The following is a 15377-nucleotide window of genomic DNA, read 5'->3' as shown; positions in this document are numbered from 1 at the left end:
GTGCTACCCGGCCTCGACCGAGCCGCTGAGCAAGCGGGCGGTGGAGAGGCCGGTGGTGTCGGTCCAGGGCTCCTCGTCGAGCACGAGGTTTCGGACGATCTCCCCGGCGGCGGGGGCTTGACACAGCCCCTGCCCCGAGAAGCCGGCCGCGTAGAAGAACGGGCGGACGGGGTCGCGGCCGATGAAGGCCATCCCGTCCGGACTGACGTCGAGGTTCCCGCTCCAGCCGACCTCAAGGTCGCTGCCGGCGAGGGCCGGGTAGGTCCCGCCGAGGTGCCGTGACACCCGTTGCAGCCAGCTCTGGTGGGTCTCGTCCGCAGCGGGGCGGCCCATGCCGACGAGGACGCGGTCCCCCCAGCTTCGGATCCGCAGGCTGGAGGGGTGCATGGTCATCGGCAGAGGGCTGCGCGGGGCACCACCGGGGGCGTCGGTCAGGAGCATGTCGACGGGGTAGGTGGTGACGGGGACCCGTACGTCGGCCAGGGCGGCGACCGCCCCCGCCCAGGGGCCCGCCGCGCAGACGACGGAGTCGGCGCGGATGCTGCCCGCGGGCGTGTGGACCCGACCGTCCGGGTCGATGCCGGTGACGGGAGTGTCCGTGTGCAGGACGGCGCCGGCCTGCCGGGCGGCCGTGGCGTAGCCGTGCACGATCGCGACCGGATCGCAGGCGTACGCCTCGGGCGACCAGGCCGCCGCCACCACGGTTCGCTCGTCGACCAGCGGATTGAGCCGCGCCGCTTCGGCCGGGCTCACGAGTTCGACGTCCACTCCGGCTGCCCGCTGGGCGGCGTGGGTGTCCCGGAAGTCCCGCACCTGCTGTTCGTCGCCGAACAGCACGAGCAGGCCGATGCGCTGCAGGCCGAGGTCGGTTCCGGTCCGGTCGGCGAAGGAGTGGTAGGCGGCCAGGCTGCGGACGGCGAGGCTGCTGATGAGGGGGTTGCCGGGGAAGTAGGTGCGCACGACGCCCGCGGTGGTCCCGGACGACCCGGAACCGAGCGCGCCGCGCTCCAACAGGACCGTACTGACGCCTGCTTCGGCGAGCTGGCACGCCACGGACGTGCCGATGACACCGCCGCCGATGACGACGGCGTCCGCGCGTTCGGGCAGTCGGGTCACGACCGGCCGACCGGTTCACTGGGGCGCAGTTGGCGCAGGTGGTCGCCGGAGTCCCACGGGTACAGGTGCAGGTTCCAGCCGCCCAGGCAGTTGACGTAGAGGGCCAGCTGGCTCGTCACGCTCAGGAAGTCGTCGCGGTCGAGCTGGTCGAGGCAGGCGAGGAAGCGCTGGGTGAAGCTCCAGAGCTGCTCCAGGCCGCAGTAGCCCAGGAACTCGGCGGGCACGCCGACCAACAGGCGCGTCATGTGGCGCAGGGAGTCCATCGGCATGTCCTGGACGGCGGCCCGCACCAGACCGCCGTACGTGGCGTACCCCAGCGGGCGGGTCTCGCCGTTGACGAACAGCAGGGTCGGCAGCACCGTCTCGAAACTGCCGGCCCCGGAGGGGATCACTCCCGTGTGGAGATCGGTGAGTTCCTGCGGTCCGGACAGCCAGGCCAGCTCGGTCGCGGCATGCACGTCGTGGATGAGACGCTGCGCGTCGGCATCCGCGGCGGGCAACTGCGGAATGCTGTGGCCGCCTGCGGAGCCCGCCTTTCGGACCTCCGCGAGGATCGGCTTCTTCGTCGAATAGACCGAATCCCAGATCGCCTGCCCGGCCTCCAGCAGTCCGGGTATGTCCGCCTGCATGATGTGGCCCACCGGGGCCGCCGGCATCGGCTCGGTCAACGTGCCGTATTTGATGCCCAAATGCTGTAGTCCGGAGCAGAAAACGGTCCCGTTGGGTGCATCTCGCCTATCGGCGATCCGGGTGGAGGGGGACAGGTGCAGCAGCGACGGGATCGGTGCCGCGTGGTAGAGGTGCTCTCCCGCCACCAGTGCGTGTCCCTGCAGACTCCGGTAGGGCAACGACTCCCACAACGCATCGGCGAGTTCGGTGTTGCGGCCGTCGAGTTCCGCGGTCACGGTGATGTTCAGGTCGGGCCAGGAGATCTCGATCTGCCGACCGGAAGACGAATTGGTCAAGACTTTGCCTTTCGTTCAGTGAGATGTCGCGGCTCTTTCTCTGCTTCGCTACGAAAGAGGAATGGAGGAGCGCGGGCAGCAGGGCGTTGCCCTGTCCCGGGCCGATGCGGATCTTGTGGCACGTGTCAGCCCTTGAGCTGAGCTACGTGCTGCCCCACGAGGGCTCGCAGACGGGTGAGGACAGCGCCGACCGGCACCGTTCATCGGTTCGACCGGCGCCGTTCAGCGGCGGGGGCTGCCCGATGAGTCGGCCGAACTGATCGAAGGCGTCGCCCTCGCAGCGGAAGGCCAGCAGCGCGGAATGCATGACCGCAAGAGATCGGGGCCTGCTGAGTACCGCCCGAGTCAGCCCGTGCTGGAAGTCGTTCGAATGGCGAAACGCTTCATCGGCGATTTACGCTGCTCGGAAAACGTCGCACGCGCCGCAATTGCGTGCGGAGCCGCAATGCCCGTACGTCACACCGTCTGGACACGTCTCTAGGTGAACGCCCATCCGGCGCGTCGATTGACGAGTGAGCAATTCAAGAGCTGCACAGCCATGGATGAGTCCCCCTGAAGAAAACGTGTCTCCCTCAATGATGCCGTCTCTCAATTAGAGAGTACATGCCAAGTTCAACGGGTCAACCCCGCCTATGGATTCGCCCGCGATGCCCATGCGGCGCTCACGGGATGCGCGGAAGCCGCCCTGTCGTGTTTGCGGTCGCGATTTCCCCACTTCGGCCCGTTTGGACTCTTCGATACGCGCCACGCACTATGGGGCGTTGCTGGATCCGCCGCGGGCGCGGAAACCGAAGGGGAAACCGAGGGTCAAGCGCCCGATGCCGGCGAAGCACTCGTACGTCGCCACCGGGCCGGGCCGTGGACCGGCACCGTCGAGACCGACCCGCGGTACCGTCCCCCGGCCGTCCGAATATCACGGCGTGAATCACGCGACTGCTCCAACGCCACCGTGGCGAGCCGCCGTTGGCGCCGGACGAGGCCGCACGGCCGAACGCATCGGGATCGCCGAAGGGCGGCCGACCCGGCCCACGTATGCTGGCCGGGCCCGGAGCGGGCGAAAGCGAGCGCGCCAAGGAGGCTTCGTGAAGGTCGGCTGCATCGGTCTCGGAGACATCGCCCAGAAGGCGTACCTTCCCGTCCTGGGCTCCGTGCCCGGAATCGACCTCCACCTCCAGACCCGCACGCCGGCCACCCTCGCCCGGGTCGGCGACGCCCACCGCGTCCCCGACGACCACCGGCACACCACCCTGGACGCCCTCCTCGACCAGGGCCTGGACGCGGCGTTCGTCCACTCGCCGACCGCCACCCACCCCGAGATCGTCGAAGCGCTCCTGAACGCCGGCGTCCCCACCTACTGCGACAAGCCGCTGGCGTACGAACTCGCCGACGCACAGCGCCTGGTGGCCCTCGCCGAGTCCCGCGGCACCGGCCTCGCCGTCGGTTTCAACCGCCGCCTGGCGCCCGGCTACGCCCAGTGCGTGGAGCACCCGCGTGAGCTGATCCTGATGCAGAAGAACCGGGTCGGCCTGCCCGAGGACCCCCGCACCTTCGTCTTCGACGACTTCATCCACGTCGTCGACACCCTCCGCTTCCTCGTCCCCGGCACGGTCACGCACACCGACGTCCGGGCGAGGATCGTCGACGGGCTGATGCACCACGTCCTGCTCCAACTCTCCGGCGACGGATTCACCGCCGTCGGAGTGATGAACCACCTCAGCGGTTCCACCGAGGAGATCTTGGAGGTCTCGGGGCAGGACACCAAGCGCGAGGTGCGCAACCTCGCGGAGGTCGTCGACCACAAGGGACAGCCCAGCGTGCGCCGCCGCGGCGACTGGGTGCCGGTGGCCCGCCAGCGCGGCATCGAGCAGGCAACGCTGAGCTTCCTCGACGCGGTGCGCACGGGACGGGTCCCCAGCGCCCAGGACGCGCTGCGCACCCACGAACTGTGCGAACAGGTCGTCCTCAGCGCCCTCGACCAGGCCCGCTGAACCGTCGGACGCCGACGGTGGCGCCCAGCGCGACCAGCACGCCGAGGGCGCCGTACACCGCCCAGTCGCCGTAGCGCACGAACGGGGTCGTGCCCGTCGCCACCGGGACGTCGTACACCTCGGCCGTGCTGCTGTGCACCGGCAGTCTGCGCCCGACGGGGGCGCCGTCCGGTGCGTACGCGGCGCTGATCCCGGTCAGCGTGGCGTGCACCATGGAGCGCCCCGTCTCCGCCGCCCGCAGCGCCCCCAGCGAGGCGTGCTGCGCGGGCGCCCAGCTGTCCTGGAACGTCGACGTCGACGACTGCGCGACCAGGACCTGGGCGCCGTCCCTGACCAGGTTCCGGCTCATGTCGGGGAAGGCGGTCTCGAAGCAGATCAACGGGCCGATGCGCGGGCCGCCGCCCGGCAGCTCCATCACGACCTGGTGCGTGCCGCGCAACCGGTTCTCCCGCGCCGCCCGGCCCACCGACGTCACCCAGCCGAGGACGGAGCGCAGCGGCACGTACTCCCCGAACGGCACCAGCCGCATCTTGTCGTAGCGCTGCCCCGTCAGGCCCCGCGGCCCGATCAGCACCGAGCTCTTGTAGATCCCGCCGTCACTCCCGGTCGCGCCGGTGCGCCGGGCGTCCACGTTGACGAGCAGATCGGCGCCGACGGCACGGGAGAGCGCCGCGAGATCGGCCGTCAGCCCGGGCCGCGCGTACAGGTCCTCGCCCACGCTGCTCTCGCCCCACACCACCAGATCCAGCCGCTGTCCGGCGAGCGCACGCGTCAGCTCCTCCTCGCGCGCCAGACGCCGGTCGACGCCGGCGATCACCCCCGGCTGGACGACCGCGATCCGCGCGTGCCCACGCACCTGCGGCCGGGGCGCCCACGCTGATGCGGCGCCGGTGACCAGCGCACAGAGCAGCACGGCCACGATGCCCGCGAGCCGGGCCCGGGGGAGCGCGATCGCCGCGGTGACCGCGGTGTTCACCGCCACCACCAGCAGGCTCACCAGCCACACGCCGCCAACGGACGCCAGCCGCAGCGCGGGCGGCACCTGCCACTGGCTGGCCCCCATCAGCCCCCACGGCCCGCCCAGCCCCTGCCACGAGCGGACCAGCTCGATCATCAGCCAGCCCGACGGGACGGCCGCGACCGCCAGCGCGGCCCGCCACGCCGACGGCGCCGCGCCGAGCAGGGCGCGCACCAGCCAACCCCAGGGCGCCCACAACAGCCCGAGCAGCGCGGCCAGCAGCACGATGAAGACGTGCAGGTTCGGCACCAGCCAACTGTGCACGGCGATCAGGAAGCCGGTGCCGCCGAGCCAGCCCTCGAAGGCCGCCCGGCGGCCCGTCGGCGCGGTGCGCAGCAACAGCAGCCACGGCACCAGGGCCACGTACGCGAACCACCACAGCGCGGGCGCCGGGAAGGAGAACACCGGCAGCGCGCCCGCGACGAACGCGGCAACGGCCCTCTTGCGGGTGGCCGGCATCCGCATGCGGCGACTCCTCGGCACTGCCGGACGGCGAGCGGCACGCCCCGCGGGGCGCCCCTCCCCAGTGTGTGCGCGGGTCGGGGGAGGGACAAACGCACCCGTGGTCGCACGGCGCCCGGTGGGGCGCGCCGGGCCGGTGTCAGTCGCTCCGGTCGGTGGAAGTGCGCCGCCACCGCTCCTGGACCACCACGCCGCTCAGCCGCCACCCCTCGTCCGTACGGGTGAGGGAGAACCGGTACCGCCCGCCGGCCACGAGGTCCTCGCCCGACTCCCACCGCATCGGGCACACGTAGTCGGCCTGCACCTCGGCGCGGTCGCCGGGGTAGCCCCCGAGGTCCTGGATGGTCACCCGGCGGTTGACGATGAGGTGCTGGCGCACCGGGAACGGCCGCAACGACTGCGTCAGCCAGTCCGTCACCTCCGGGATCGCCCCCTCGATGCCGCCCGGGCTGCGGCAGTCCATCCGCCCGTCATCGGTGAACAGGTCCCGGAAGGCGCTCCAGTCGCCGTCGTCCACGGCCACCGCGTACCCCGTGACCAGATCGTCGATGGCCAGTCGGTCCATCACGGTCGAAAGATCCACGCGCTGCGTCATCGGCTCAGTGTCGGACAGCGGAGGCCGGGGGCCAAGACTCGTGCAGGCCAGTCAGCGCGCGCCGGCACGCGAACGGCGGACGCGGGCGGGGTCGGCCGTGGCCCGCAGCACCACGAACTTCGGATTGCTCGCCACCACCTCGCAGTCACCGAAGAGCCGGCGGAGGCGGACGTGGTAGCCCAGATGGCGGTTGCCGACGACCCACAGCTCGCCGCCGGGCCGCAGTGCGCGGCGGGCGTCGAAGAACATCCGGCGCGCGGTGGTGTCGGTCGTCGCCCGGTGCGAGTGGAAGGGCGGATTGGTCAGCACCAGGTCCACCGAGGCGTCCGGCAGGTCGGCCAGGCAGTCGCCGACCAGGAAGCGGGCGGCGCCGGCCGGGCCGGCGTTCTCGCGGTGGGTGGCCTCGGCGGAGGCGACCGCGGAGAACGACTCGTCGGCGAAGGTCACCGTGGCGTCCGGGTTGGCCAGCGCGGCGGCGGTGCCGACGACGCCGTTGCCGCACCCCAGGTCGACCACGTCCAGCGGGCCCTGCCGCTGCGGCAGGTGGGCGAGGAAGAGCCGGGTGCCGATGTCGAGCCGGTCAGCGCAGAAAACGCCGGCGTGGTTGGTCACCGTACGGCCCGCCATCGGCCCGATGCCGTCGGGCAGCGCGTACCGCAGGGGCCAGGGGTTCGCCGGCGGCCGGAGCGACGGATCGGGGGTGCTGAAGATCAGCCGGGCCTTGCGCACCGCCAGGGAGGTGCGGGTCTCTCCGACGAGCTGCTCGAACAGCTGCAGCGTGGAGGTGTGGATCTCGCTGACCATGCCGGTGCCGACGACGACGGTGCCCCGGTGCAGGGCGGGCGCGAGCCGGTGGAGCTGGTCCTCCAACAGGGCCAGGCTCTTGGGCACCCGTACCACCAGCACGTCGATCCGCGTCGGCGGCTCGTCACGGGTCGACAGCAGCCGTACGGCCTGCGGCGCCGCGTCGTTGCGGGCCAGGTTCGCGCGGGTCGCCCGCTGGCCGAGGGAGGAGTCCGTGATCTGCACGGGCGTCGCGCCGCGGGCGGCGAGTGCGACGGTGAGCGCGCCCCACCGGTCGCCGAGCACGGTCACCGCCCCGGTCAGGTCCGTGCCCTGGTCGTCCAGGTGCCGCAGCAGGTACTCGTCGGCGGCGTCCCAGGCGCGGAGTGGGTCGCGGGGGTCCTCGGGGAAGCGGGCGAGCGCGAGGTCGCCCCAGGGCGTGGCCAAAGACGTGGTCAGACGGTTCATCGTGCAGTCAGGCTAGCCGAGCTCGAACGCCGGCCCGCTACGCACCGTCCGGCTGGGCCGGTGGGGTGGTGGCGGCGTCGGGGCGTGGGCGAGGGCGCGGTTCAGGCCGCGCGCTCGACGTGCGCCAGCGCGGTCGCCCACTTCAGCACCAGAGCCTCGTACTCCCCGCGCCTCTCCTCCGGCAGCCGCCCGTCGGCCCACAGCTCGCGGATGCGTGCGTTCAGTTCGGCGGCGGACGGGGAGGACGACGAGGCAGCGGTGGCCTCGGACTCGCTCGGGAGGGTGGACATGCCTTCAGGTTACGGCCTCGGGCGGGGACGGAAACCGGGGCGACGGCGTCCGTGGAGCGCCGCCGCCGGCAGTGGAGTGACCCTCCGCACTCCGTTCGGCCCGGAGAAACGGGGGCGATATCGGACATAGGGGTGCGAGATTGATCGGTTTGCTACGAACGGCGTGAAGTGCGGTGTGGTGACGAAGCTCATGTCGTACGAGTCGTCGCACGGGGTAAAGGAAGCGGCACCTTCCGTACGGGAATCCCGTACGGAAGGTGCCGCCTCAGGCCGTCCCGGACTGCCCGGGGGCGTGCTCAGCCGCCCGACTCACCCGCGTGCGGGCTGAGCACGCCCGCCCCGACCAGGGCGAAGATGAGGATGCCAAGCAGGATGCGGTAGACCACGAACGGCATGAAGCTTTTTGTCGTAATAAACTTCATAAACCATGCGATAACGGCATATCCGACGACGAAGGCGATCAGCGTCGCGAAGACCGTCGGCCCCCAGGACACGTGCCCCTCGCCAGCGTCCTTCAACTCGTACGCGCCGGAGGCGAGCACCGCCGGGATCGCCAGCAGGAACGAGTAACGGGCCGCCGCCTCCCGGGTGTAGCCCATCAGCAGACCGCCGCTGATCGTGGCGCCCGAGCGGGAGACGCCCGGGATCAAGGCCATGGCCTGGCAGAAGCCGTAGATCAGGCCGTCCCTGACGGTCAGTTCCTTCAGGGTCTTGCGCTGCTTGACCGCGCGGTGCCGGCCGCCGGTCTCGTCGCGGGCGGCGAGGCGGTCCGCGACGCCGAGGACGATGCCCATGACGATCAGCGTCGTCGCGATCAGCCGCAGATCGCGGAACGGGCCCTCGATCTGGTCCTTCAACGTGATGCCGAGGACCCCGATGGGGATCGAACCGATGATGACCAGCCAGCCCATCTGCGCGTCGTGGTCACTGCGCATCGCCTTGTCGGTGAGCGAGCGGAACCACGCCGAGACGATCCTGGCGATGTCCTTGCGGAAGTAGATCAGCACGGCGGTCTCGGTGCCGATCTGGGTGATCGCGGTGAACGCCGCCCCCGGATCGTGCCAGCCCGCGAACGCCGCGGTCAGTCGAAGGTGCGCACTCGACGAGATGGGCAGGAATTCGGTGAGCCCCTGGACGAGTCCGAGGATGAATGCTTCGAACCAAGACATGAATAGCTACGCCACCCAAGAAGCGAAGAAATGATCGCGGTCTGACGGCGCGAAGCGTAGCGCCCCGAAGTGATGCGCACGCTCGTGCCCCCGAAGGGGTGAACGAACGGTTAATTCCGGCCCAACCTGTGGCGCTTGCGCCAGGCGACGACCGCGGCTATCACCCCGGTCACCACGATGAAGCCGGTCGAGATCACAAAGGCCGGAGAGGTCGGCGACCCCGCCCTGCTGCCCGCGATCACATACGCGGCGGTGTTCGGAATCGAACCGATGGCCGTGGCCAGCAAGAAAGGCGCATATCCCATACGGGAGACCGCCGCACAGTAGTTCGCGGCGGCGAACGGAATTCCGGGAAAGAGCCGCACCGCGAGCATCGAGCGGAACCCGTGCGCGCTGAGTTGGTGATCGGCCGCCTTCAACCACCGCCCGCGCAGCAGCGGACGCAGCGCGTCCTGACCCAGCAGCCGCCCGAGTGCGAACGCGATGCCCGCTCCGAACACCGTGCCCGCCACCGCCGACACCAGCCCGGCCTGGGAGCCGAAGAGCGCGCCGGCCGCGAGGTTCAGCAGCGGACGCGGCACGAAGGCCGCGGTGCACGCCCCGTAGGCCACGGCGTACAGCACGACCGCGGCGACCCCGCCCAACTGCACCGGCGGCCAGCCCTCGGAGAGCAGTCGCTGCGGCTCGTACGCCACCACCAGCGCACCGGCCGTGGCGAGCACCAGCGCCAGCAGCGTCAGCCGGGACCAGGGGGAGAACAACACCCTGGCGCAGCGGACTGCGAGACCGGGGGAGGGCGCGGAAGCGGGCGCGGGCTCGAACATCCGGGGAGAGTAACCGACGGGGGTCGGTGATCGCCGTAACCGGGGCCTCACCCGGTCTCGATCCGCCCCGTGGCACACCGCGGTTCGGGCCGTCGGGCCCGGTGCCGAAGGCCACGGCACGGCCGCGGCGACGCCGTGAAAACCAGTCGACGCGGACCCCGTGCGGCGGACATGATCGGCGCATGTTCCGGTACGCCTCCACCGCAGAGAGCGCCGCAGTCGCGGCGCTGCTGGGGGCTGCCGCTCTCCTCGTCGTCGACGGCGCCCGAAGCTGACCCTTCCCGGATCGTCCGGTGGGACCCCACAGGGGGAGGGTCGGCACCATCCAGGGGTCCTCACCACGCCACGAGCTTCGAGGACGATCACCGATGAAGAACACGCACACCGCAGCCAAGAACGCGCAGACCGCACCCAAGACGCCGTACGTGCGCACCAAGCCGCACCTGAACATCGGCACCATGGGCCACGTCGACCACGGCAAGACCACCCTGACCGCCGCCATCACCAAGGTGCTCAGTGACCGCGGCACCAGCCGCTTCGTGCCGTTCGACCGGATCGACCGGGCGCCCGAGGAGGCGCGCCGCGGCATCACCATCAACATCGCGCACGTCGAGTACGAGACCGACACCCGGCACTACGCGCACGTCGACATGCCCGGCCACGCCGACTACGTGAAGAACATGGTCACCGGCGCCGCCCAACTCGACGGGGCGATCCTCGTCGTGTCCGCGCTCGACGGCGTCATGCCGCAGACCGCCGAGCACGTGCTGCTCGCCCGCCAGGTCGGCGTCGACCACGTCGTCGTCGCGCTCAGCTACGCGGACGTGGCGGACGACGAGCTCAGCGACCTGGTGGAGCTGGAGGTGCGCGAGCTGCTGACCCAACACGGGTACGGCGGGGACGCCGCGCCGGTCGTACGGGTCTCCGGGCTGGGGGCGCTGCGCGACGAGCCGAGGTGGACCGCGTCCGTCGAGGCGCTGCTCGACGCCGTGGACACCTACGTTCCGGTCCCCGTGCGGTACACCGAGGCGCCGTTCCTGATGTCGGTGGAGAACGTGCTCACCATCACGGGCCGCGGCACGGTCGTCACCGGCGCCGTCGAGCGCGGCACCGTCCGCGTCGGCGACCGGGTGCAGGTCATCGGCGCCGACGTCGAGACGGTCGTCACGGGCCTGGAGACCTTCGGCCGGCCGATGGAGTCCGCCGAGGCGGGCGACAACGTCGCGCTGCTGCTGCGCGGCGTCGCCCGGGACGCGGTGCGCCGCGGGCACGTGGTCGTGGCGCCCGGCAGCACCACCCCGAGCAGCAGGTTTACCGCGCAGGTGTATCTGCTGTCGCAGCGCGAGGGCGGTCGGTCGACCCCGGTCGCCACCGGCTACCGACCGCAGTTCTACATCCGCACCGCGGACGTCGTCGGGGACGTCGACCTCGGTGCGGCGGCCGTCGCCCGCCCCGGTGACACGGTCACCATGACCGTCGAGCTGGGCCGGCCGGTGCCGCTGGAGTCCGGGCTGGGCTTCGCGATCCGCGAGGGCGGCCGTACGGTCGGCGCCGGCACGGTGACCGAGGTGGTCTGACCGCGCCGCGGCGGTGTGCCCGTCCTCCCGTGCGGGGGACGGGCACACCGCGGTCATCCCCGCCGCTTTCGGCGTTCACAATGGAACACGTGGACCAGCACGCGCAGCACGGACAGCAGTCATCCCCAGAGGACGGGGACGGGGACGAGGGCGGGACTCATGACGAGGCGATACCCGTCGTCCGCGCCGTCGACCACGGCACCGCCCGGCTGCTGCCCGACGTCGACCGGGAGCGGGCCTGGCTGCTGACGGTCGACGGGGCGCCGCAGTCGTACGTGGACCTGGACGACCCCACCCACCTGGAGTTCGAGTACGCCCGCCGCATCGCCCACCTCCTGGACGTCCTCGCCCCCGAGGGGGCGCCGCTCGACGTGCTGCACCTCGGCGGCGGCGCCCTGAGCCTGCCGCGCTACGTCGCCGCGACGAGGCCGGGCTCGCGACAGGACGTCGTGGAGGCCGACCGCGGGCTGCTCGCCCTGGTGACCGAGCACCTCCCGCTGCCGGCCGGCGCCGGCGTCGCGGTGCACGCCGACGACGCCCGCGCCTTCGTGGCGGCGGCCCCGCCGGACGGCGTTGACGTCCTCGTCGCGGACGTGTTCGGCGGCTCGCGCGTCCCCGCCCATCTGACGTCGGTGGAGTTCGCCCGGGCCGCGGAGCGCGTCATCCGCCCGGGTGGCGTCTACGCCGGCAACCTCGCCGACGGCGCCCCCTTCGCCTTCCTCCGCTCCCAACTGGCCACCTTCGCAGCCGTGTTCGCGGAAGTCGCGCTGGTCGCCGAGCCCGCCGTACTGCGTGGGCGGCGCTTCGGCAACGTCCTGCTGCTCGCCTCGCGCCGGCCCTTCGACACCGAGGCCATCGCGGCGCTGGCGCGCCGCACGGCCGCGGACGCCTTCCCCGCGCGCATGGAGCACGGGCCGGCCGTCGCCCGGCTGATCGGGGGCGCGCTGCCCGTACGGGACGACGGCGCCGAGCCGTCGCCCGAGCCGCCGGGCGGGTCGTTCGGCATCGGCTGACGCCGGCGCCGGCCCGGCGGCCGGCGTCTCACGACCCGACGGGGTTGGCGAGCCGTACGGTGCTCAGGATCTGCTGGACCGTCGCCTCCGGCAACTCGTCCTTGACGCCCTTGTTCGCGTACAGCACCCACGACTTGATCTCGCCCTGGGCGTCCTTGAAGCTGAAGGCGATCGCCTTGCCGTCGGTGTCGCACTTCGTGGGCTTCTTCGTCCCGACGGCCGTCGCCGTCGCCACGCTGCCGACCAGCCCGGACTTGGTGGTGTACGACGTGGCCGTGGTCGCTCGCACCACGCCCTTGGGCTCGGTCTGCGCATAGGCCGCCCAGACCCAGTTCACCGCCTCGTTGGACGCTGCGGTCGCGGTGTCCTTGGCGCCCTTGCCGCCCTTGGTGCCGGTCGAGGCCAGCCGCCAGCTCTCGTTCTTGCCGTCCCGGTTGGAGTCCGCCTCGCACCACTTGTTCTTCAGGTGCGCGGGCGCGGACATCGCGACGACGGGGGAGCCGTCGCCCTTCTTCTCGTCGCCGAAGCCGGTGCTCACCCCGGCGCCCTGGAGTTCCCACTCCGGCGGCACGTCGAACATCGTGCCGTGCTTGGGGTTGACGACGACCTTCCAGCCGGCGATCGTCGGCTGCGCCGTGGCTCCGCCGCGGGGATTGTCGTCCGCGGTGGGGGAGGGCTCCTGCGTCGGCTGCGACGGGGAAGCGGACGCGGGCGGTGCCGACGAGGCCGCGGCGCCACCGGCCTTGTCGGACGCGTCGCCGTCGTCGTCGCGCAACACCACGACCCCGGTGACCACCGCCGTGGCGACCACGGCGGTCACGGCGACGATCGCGACGAGCGTGGTCTTCTTCTTGTTCTCCTGCGGCGGCTGGGGCGGTTGCGGCGGGCCCGGTACGGCGTACTGCGAAACCGTGGGCTGCTGGTACGGATTGGGCTGCTGGTACCCCGGCTGCTGATAGGGGTTCGGCTGCTGTGGATACCCCGACTGTTGGTACGGGTTCTGGTGCTGCGGGTTCTGGTGCTGCGGGTTCTCGCCCCCGGGCGGCTGCTGTCCTGGCCACATGGCGAGTAACCATAGAGGGTGGCCGAAATGCGGCCACGCCTGCCCGGTGCGGTGACGTGCGCCGGGGATGGCCAAGACTGCTACCCGCGGGTAACATCGCGGCCATGAGCGCTGACCAGATGTCCGTGGGCGAGATGCTCACCGCCACCGTCCCCATGGTCCGAACCCTGAACCTGGAGTACCTGGAGACCACCGCCGAGCGCGCGGTCCTGCGCCTGCCGGACCAGGCCGCCTTCCACAACCACGTGGCGGGGCCGCACGCCGGCGCCATGTTCACCCTCGCCGAGTCCGCCAGCGGCGCGATCGTGATCGCCGCCTTCGGCGACCAACTGCACCGCGCCGTGCCCCTCGCCGTCCGCGCCGAGATCGGCTACAAGAAGCTGGCGAAGGGCGAGGTCACGGCGACCGCGACGCTCGGCCGCCCGGTGGCCGACGTCATCGCCGAACTCGACGCCGGGCAGCGGCCCGAGTTCGACGTCCACGTGGCGATCCAGCGCGCGGACGGCGCCGTCACCGGCGAGATGACCATCGCCTGGACGCTGCGCCCCAACGCGTAGCTGCCGCGGGGCGTTCGCGCAGTCGGGCCCCTGTGCTGTGCGGCGCCCCAGGGGTCCGGGGGCCGCACGGCGCGCCCGTGGCCCGCCGCGTGGAGTTGCCGGCCGGCCCGGATGCAATCCCACCGAAAGGGCCTAGCCTGGCGTGAGACGGCCGTCACACTGTCGAGGAGTCCCATGGCCACCGCCCAGCAGATACCCGACATCCTTTCGCCGGACTTCGCCGCCGACCCGTATCCGGCCTACCGCGTCATGCGGGAGGACTTCCCGCTGATCTGGCACGAGCCCACCCAGAGCTACGTCCTGTCGCGCTACGAGGACGTCGCCCGCGCCTTCAAGGACGGCGCCGCCTACACCACGGACAACTACGACTGGCAACTCGAACCCGTCCACGGAAAGACGATCGTCCAACTCAGCGGACGCGAACACTCGGTGCGCCGGGCCCTGGTCGCCCCCGCCTTCCGCGGCAGCGACCTCCAAGAGAAGTTCCTGCCCGTCATCGAGCGCAACTCCCGGGAGTTGATCGACGGCTTCCGCCACGCCGGCGAGGCCGACCTGGTCGACGCCTTCGCCACCCGCCTCCCGGTCAACGTCATCGCCGACATGCTCGGACTGGACAAGGCGGACCACGACCGGTTCCACGGCTGGTACACCAGCATCGTCGCCTTCCTCGGCAACCTCGCGGCCGACCCCGAGGTCCACGCCGCCGGACTGCGCACCCGCGTCGAGTTCGCCGACTACATGGTCCCGATCATCCAGGACCGCCGCCGCGACCCGGGCGACGACCTGCTCTCCAGCCTGTGCCGGGCGGAGATCGACGGGGTGCGGATGAGTGACGAGGACATCAAGTCCTTCTGCAGCCTGCTGCTGTCGGCCGGCGGCGAGACCACCGACAAGGCGATCGCGAGCACGCTCACGAGCCTGCTGAAGCACCCCGAGCAGTTCGCCGCGGTACGCGCGGACCGCAGCCTGATCGGGCGGGCGCTCGCCGAGACGCTGCGCCACACCCCGCCCGTCCACATGATCATGCGGCAGACCGCGACGGAGGTGACCGTCAGCGGCGGCACGATCCCCGCGGGAGCGACGGTCACCTGTCTCATAGGCGCCGCCAACCGGGACGCGGACCGCTACCGCGACCCCGACCGCTTCGACGTCTTCCGCGACGACCTCAACGCCACCACCGCGTTCTCCGCCGCCGCCGATCACCTCGCCTTCGCCCTCGGCCGACACTTCTGCGTCGGGGCGCTGCTCGCCAAGGCGGAGGTGGAGACCGGTCTCAACCAACTCCTCGACGACCTGCCCGACTTGAGGTTCGCCGACGGCTTCGAACCGCGGGAAGAGGGCGTGTTCACCCGCGGCCCGACCTCCCTCCCGGTGCGCTTCACCCCCACCGCACAATCCGCGACCTAGACCACGCCCGCAGGCCCCGCGTGGCCCGTCCTGCGGTGCGGCTGCGCTGCCGCGGTTTCGCCGTGCGGCGGGCTGTGTCGTT

The 15377-nt window shown here is 71.6% G+C and carries 14 protein-coding genes; 5 read left to right on the top strand and 9 right to left on the bottom strand.

Annotation, left to right across the window (positions count from 1 at the left end):
• Positions 1–3 precede the first annotated feature (3 nt).
• Both ABZ842_RS31525 and ABZ842_RS31520 read right to left on the bottom strand, forming a co-directional pair.
• Complete coding sequence (locus tag ABZ842_RS31525) at positions 4–1116, bottom strand: FAD-dependent oxidoreductase (protein WP_361544473.1); 1113 nt, start codon at positions 1114–1116, stop codon at positions 4–6.
• The gene (locus tag ABZ842_RS31520; protein WP_361544470.1) at positions 1113–2081 is read right to left on the bottom strand and encodes a hypothetical protein; all 969 of its coding nucleotides are present in this window, start codon (positions 2079–2081) and stop codon (positions 1113–1115) included. The genes ABZ842_RS31525 and ABZ842_RS31520 overlap by 4 nt, the downstream gene beginning before the upstream one ends.
• 1082 nt (positions 2082–3163) lie before the next feature.
• Here ABZ842_RS31520 and ABZ842_RS31515 point away from each other — a divergent pair.
• Positions 3164–4069, top strand: a complete 906-nt coding sequence (locus ABZ842_RS31515) for a Gfo/Idh/MocA family oxidoreductase (RefSeq protein ID WP_361544467.1) — start codon at positions 3164–3166, stop codon at positions 4067–4069.
• Here the strand turns inward: ABZ842_RS31515 and lnt are convergent.
• The 6 genes from lnt to ABZ842_RS31485 all read right to left on the bottom strand — a co-directional run bounded on the left by lnt (position 4044) and on the right by ABZ842_RS31485 (position 9678).
• Complete coding sequence (gene lnt / locus ABZ842_RS31510) at positions 4044–5552, bottom strand: apolipoprotein N-acyltransferase (RefSeq protein ID WP_361544464.1); 1509 nt, start codon at positions 5550–5552, stop codon at positions 4044–4046. The genes ABZ842_RS31515 and lnt overlap by 26 nt on opposite strands.
• A 136-nt stretch (positions 5553–5688) precedes the next feature.
• Positions 5689–6144, bottom strand: a complete 456-nt coding sequence (locus tag ABZ842_RS31505) for a nuclear transport factor 2 family protein (RefSeq protein WP_361544461.1) — start codon at positions 6142–6144, stop codon at positions 5689–5691.
• A gap of 51 nt (positions 6145–6195) precedes the next feature.
• Complete coding sequence (locus tag ABZ842_RS31500; RefSeq protein ID WP_361544458.1) at positions 6196–7395, bottom strand: methyltransferase; 1200 nt, start codon at positions 7393–7395, stop codon at positions 6196–6198.
• A 101-nt stretch (positions 7396–7496) separates the two neighbouring features.
• Positions 7497–7685, bottom strand: coding sequence for a hypothetical protein (locus ABZ842_RS31495; protein ID WP_361544455.1), 189 nt, complete (start codon positions 7683–7685; stop codon positions 7497–7499).
• A gap of 296 nt (positions 7686–7981) precedes the next feature.
• Complete coding sequence (locus ABZ842_RS31490; RefSeq protein WP_361544452.1) at positions 7982–8854, bottom strand: undecaprenyl-diphosphate phosphatase; 873 nt, start codon at positions 8852–8854, stop codon at positions 7982–7984.
• A gap of 110 nt (positions 8855–8964) precedes the next feature.
• Positions 8965–9678 (bottom strand): TVP38/TMEM64 family protein, encoded by a 714-nt coding sequence (locus ABZ842_RS31485; protein WP_361544449.1) that lies wholly within the window; start codon positions 9676–9678, stop codon positions 8965–8967.
• A gap of 368 nt (positions 9679–10046) precedes the next feature.
• On the opposite strand from ABZ842_RS31485, the gene tuf reads away from it, so the two are divergent.
• Together tuf and ABZ842_RS31475 are read left to right on the top strand one after the other, a co-directional pair.
• Complete coding sequence (gene tuf / locus ABZ842_RS31480; RefSeq protein ID WP_361544446.1) at positions 10047–11255, top strand: elongation factor Tu; 1209 nt, start codon at positions 10047–10049, stop codon at positions 11253–11255.
• Positions 11256–11425: 170 nt separating this feature from the next.
• Entirely contained in the window at positions 11426–12268 is an 843-nt protein-coding gene (locus ABZ842_RS31475) for a fused MFS/spermidine synthase (RefSeq protein WP_361544602.1), read from the top strand.
• Positions 12269–12296: 28 nt separating this feature from the next.
• On the opposite strand, the gene ABZ842_RS31470 is transcribed toward ABZ842_RS31475, so the two are convergent.
• Entirely contained in the window at positions 12297–13331 is a 1035-nt protein-coding gene (locus tag ABZ842_RS31470) for a hypothetical protein (RefSeq protein WP_361544443.1), read from the bottom strand.
• Positions 13332–13450: 119 nt separating this feature from the next.
• Between ABZ842_RS31470 and ABZ842_RS31465 the strand changes: the two genes are divergently transcribed.
• Positions 13451–13888 (top strand): DUF4442 domain-containing protein, encoded by a 438-nt coding sequence (locus tag ABZ842_RS31465; protein WP_361544599.1) that lies wholly within the window; start codon positions 13451–13453, stop codon positions 13886–13888.
• A gap of 174 nt (positions 13889–14062) precedes the next feature.
• Positions 14063–15295 (top strand): cytochrome P450, encoded by a 1233-nt coding sequence (locus ABZ842_RS31460; protein WP_361544440.1) that lies wholly within the window; start codon positions 14063–14065, stop codon positions 15293–15295.
• Positions 15296–15377: the final 82 nt, after the last annotated feature.

The organism is Streptomyces sp. NPDC047315 (assembly GCF_040643215.1).
Taxonomy (GTDB): domain Bacteria; phylum Actinomycetota; class Actinomycetes; order Streptomycetales; family Streptomycetaceae; genus Streptomyces.
Note: the sequence above shows the minus strand (reverse complement) of the source record. Positions and strands in the feature narration are given on the sequence as shown.

Excerpts from the sequence above, each read along its gene's own strand:
- lnt (WP_361544464.1), bottom strand. The coding sequence starts at position 5,552 with ATGCGGATGCCGGCCACCCGCAAGAGGGCCGTTGCCGCGTTCGTCGCG.
- ABZ842_RS31505 (WP_361544461.1), bottom strand. The coding sequence starts at position 6,144 with ATGACGCAGCGCGTGGATCTTTCGACCGTGATGGACCGACTGGCCATC.
- ABZ842_RS31500 (WP_361544458.1), bottom strand. The coding sequence starts at position 7,395 with ATGAACCGTCTGACCACGTCTTTGGCCACGCCCTGGGGCGACCTCGCG.
- ABZ842_RS31495 (WP_361544455.1), bottom strand. The coding sequence starts at position 7,685 with ATGTCCACCCTCCCGAGCGAGTCCGAGGCCACCGCTGCCTCGTCGTCC.
- ABZ842_RS31490 (WP_361544452.1), bottom strand. The coding sequence starts at position 8,854 with ATGTCTTGGTTCGAAGCATTCATCCTCGGACTCGTCCAGGGGCTCACC.
- ABZ842_RS31485 (WP_361544449.1), bottom strand. The coding sequence starts at position 9,678 with ATGTTCGAGCCCGCGCCCGCTTCCGCGCCCTCCCCCGGTCTCGCAGTC.
- tuf (WP_361544446.1), top strand. The coding sequence starts at position 10,047 with ATGAAGAACACGCACACCGCAGCCAAGAACGCGCAGACCGCACCCAAG.
- ABZ842_RS31470 (WP_361544443.1), bottom strand. The coding sequence starts at position 13,331 with ATGTGGCCAGGACAGCAGCCGCCCGGGGGCGAGAACCCGCAGCACCAG.
- ABZ842_RS31465 (WP_361544599.1), top strand. The coding sequence starts at position 13,451 with ATGTCCGTGGGCGAGATGCTCACCGCCACCGTCCCCATGGTCCGAACC.
- ABZ842_RS31460 (WP_361544440.1), top strand. The coding sequence starts at position 14,063 with ATGGCCACCGCCCAGCAGATACCCGACATCCTTTCGCCGGACTTCGCC.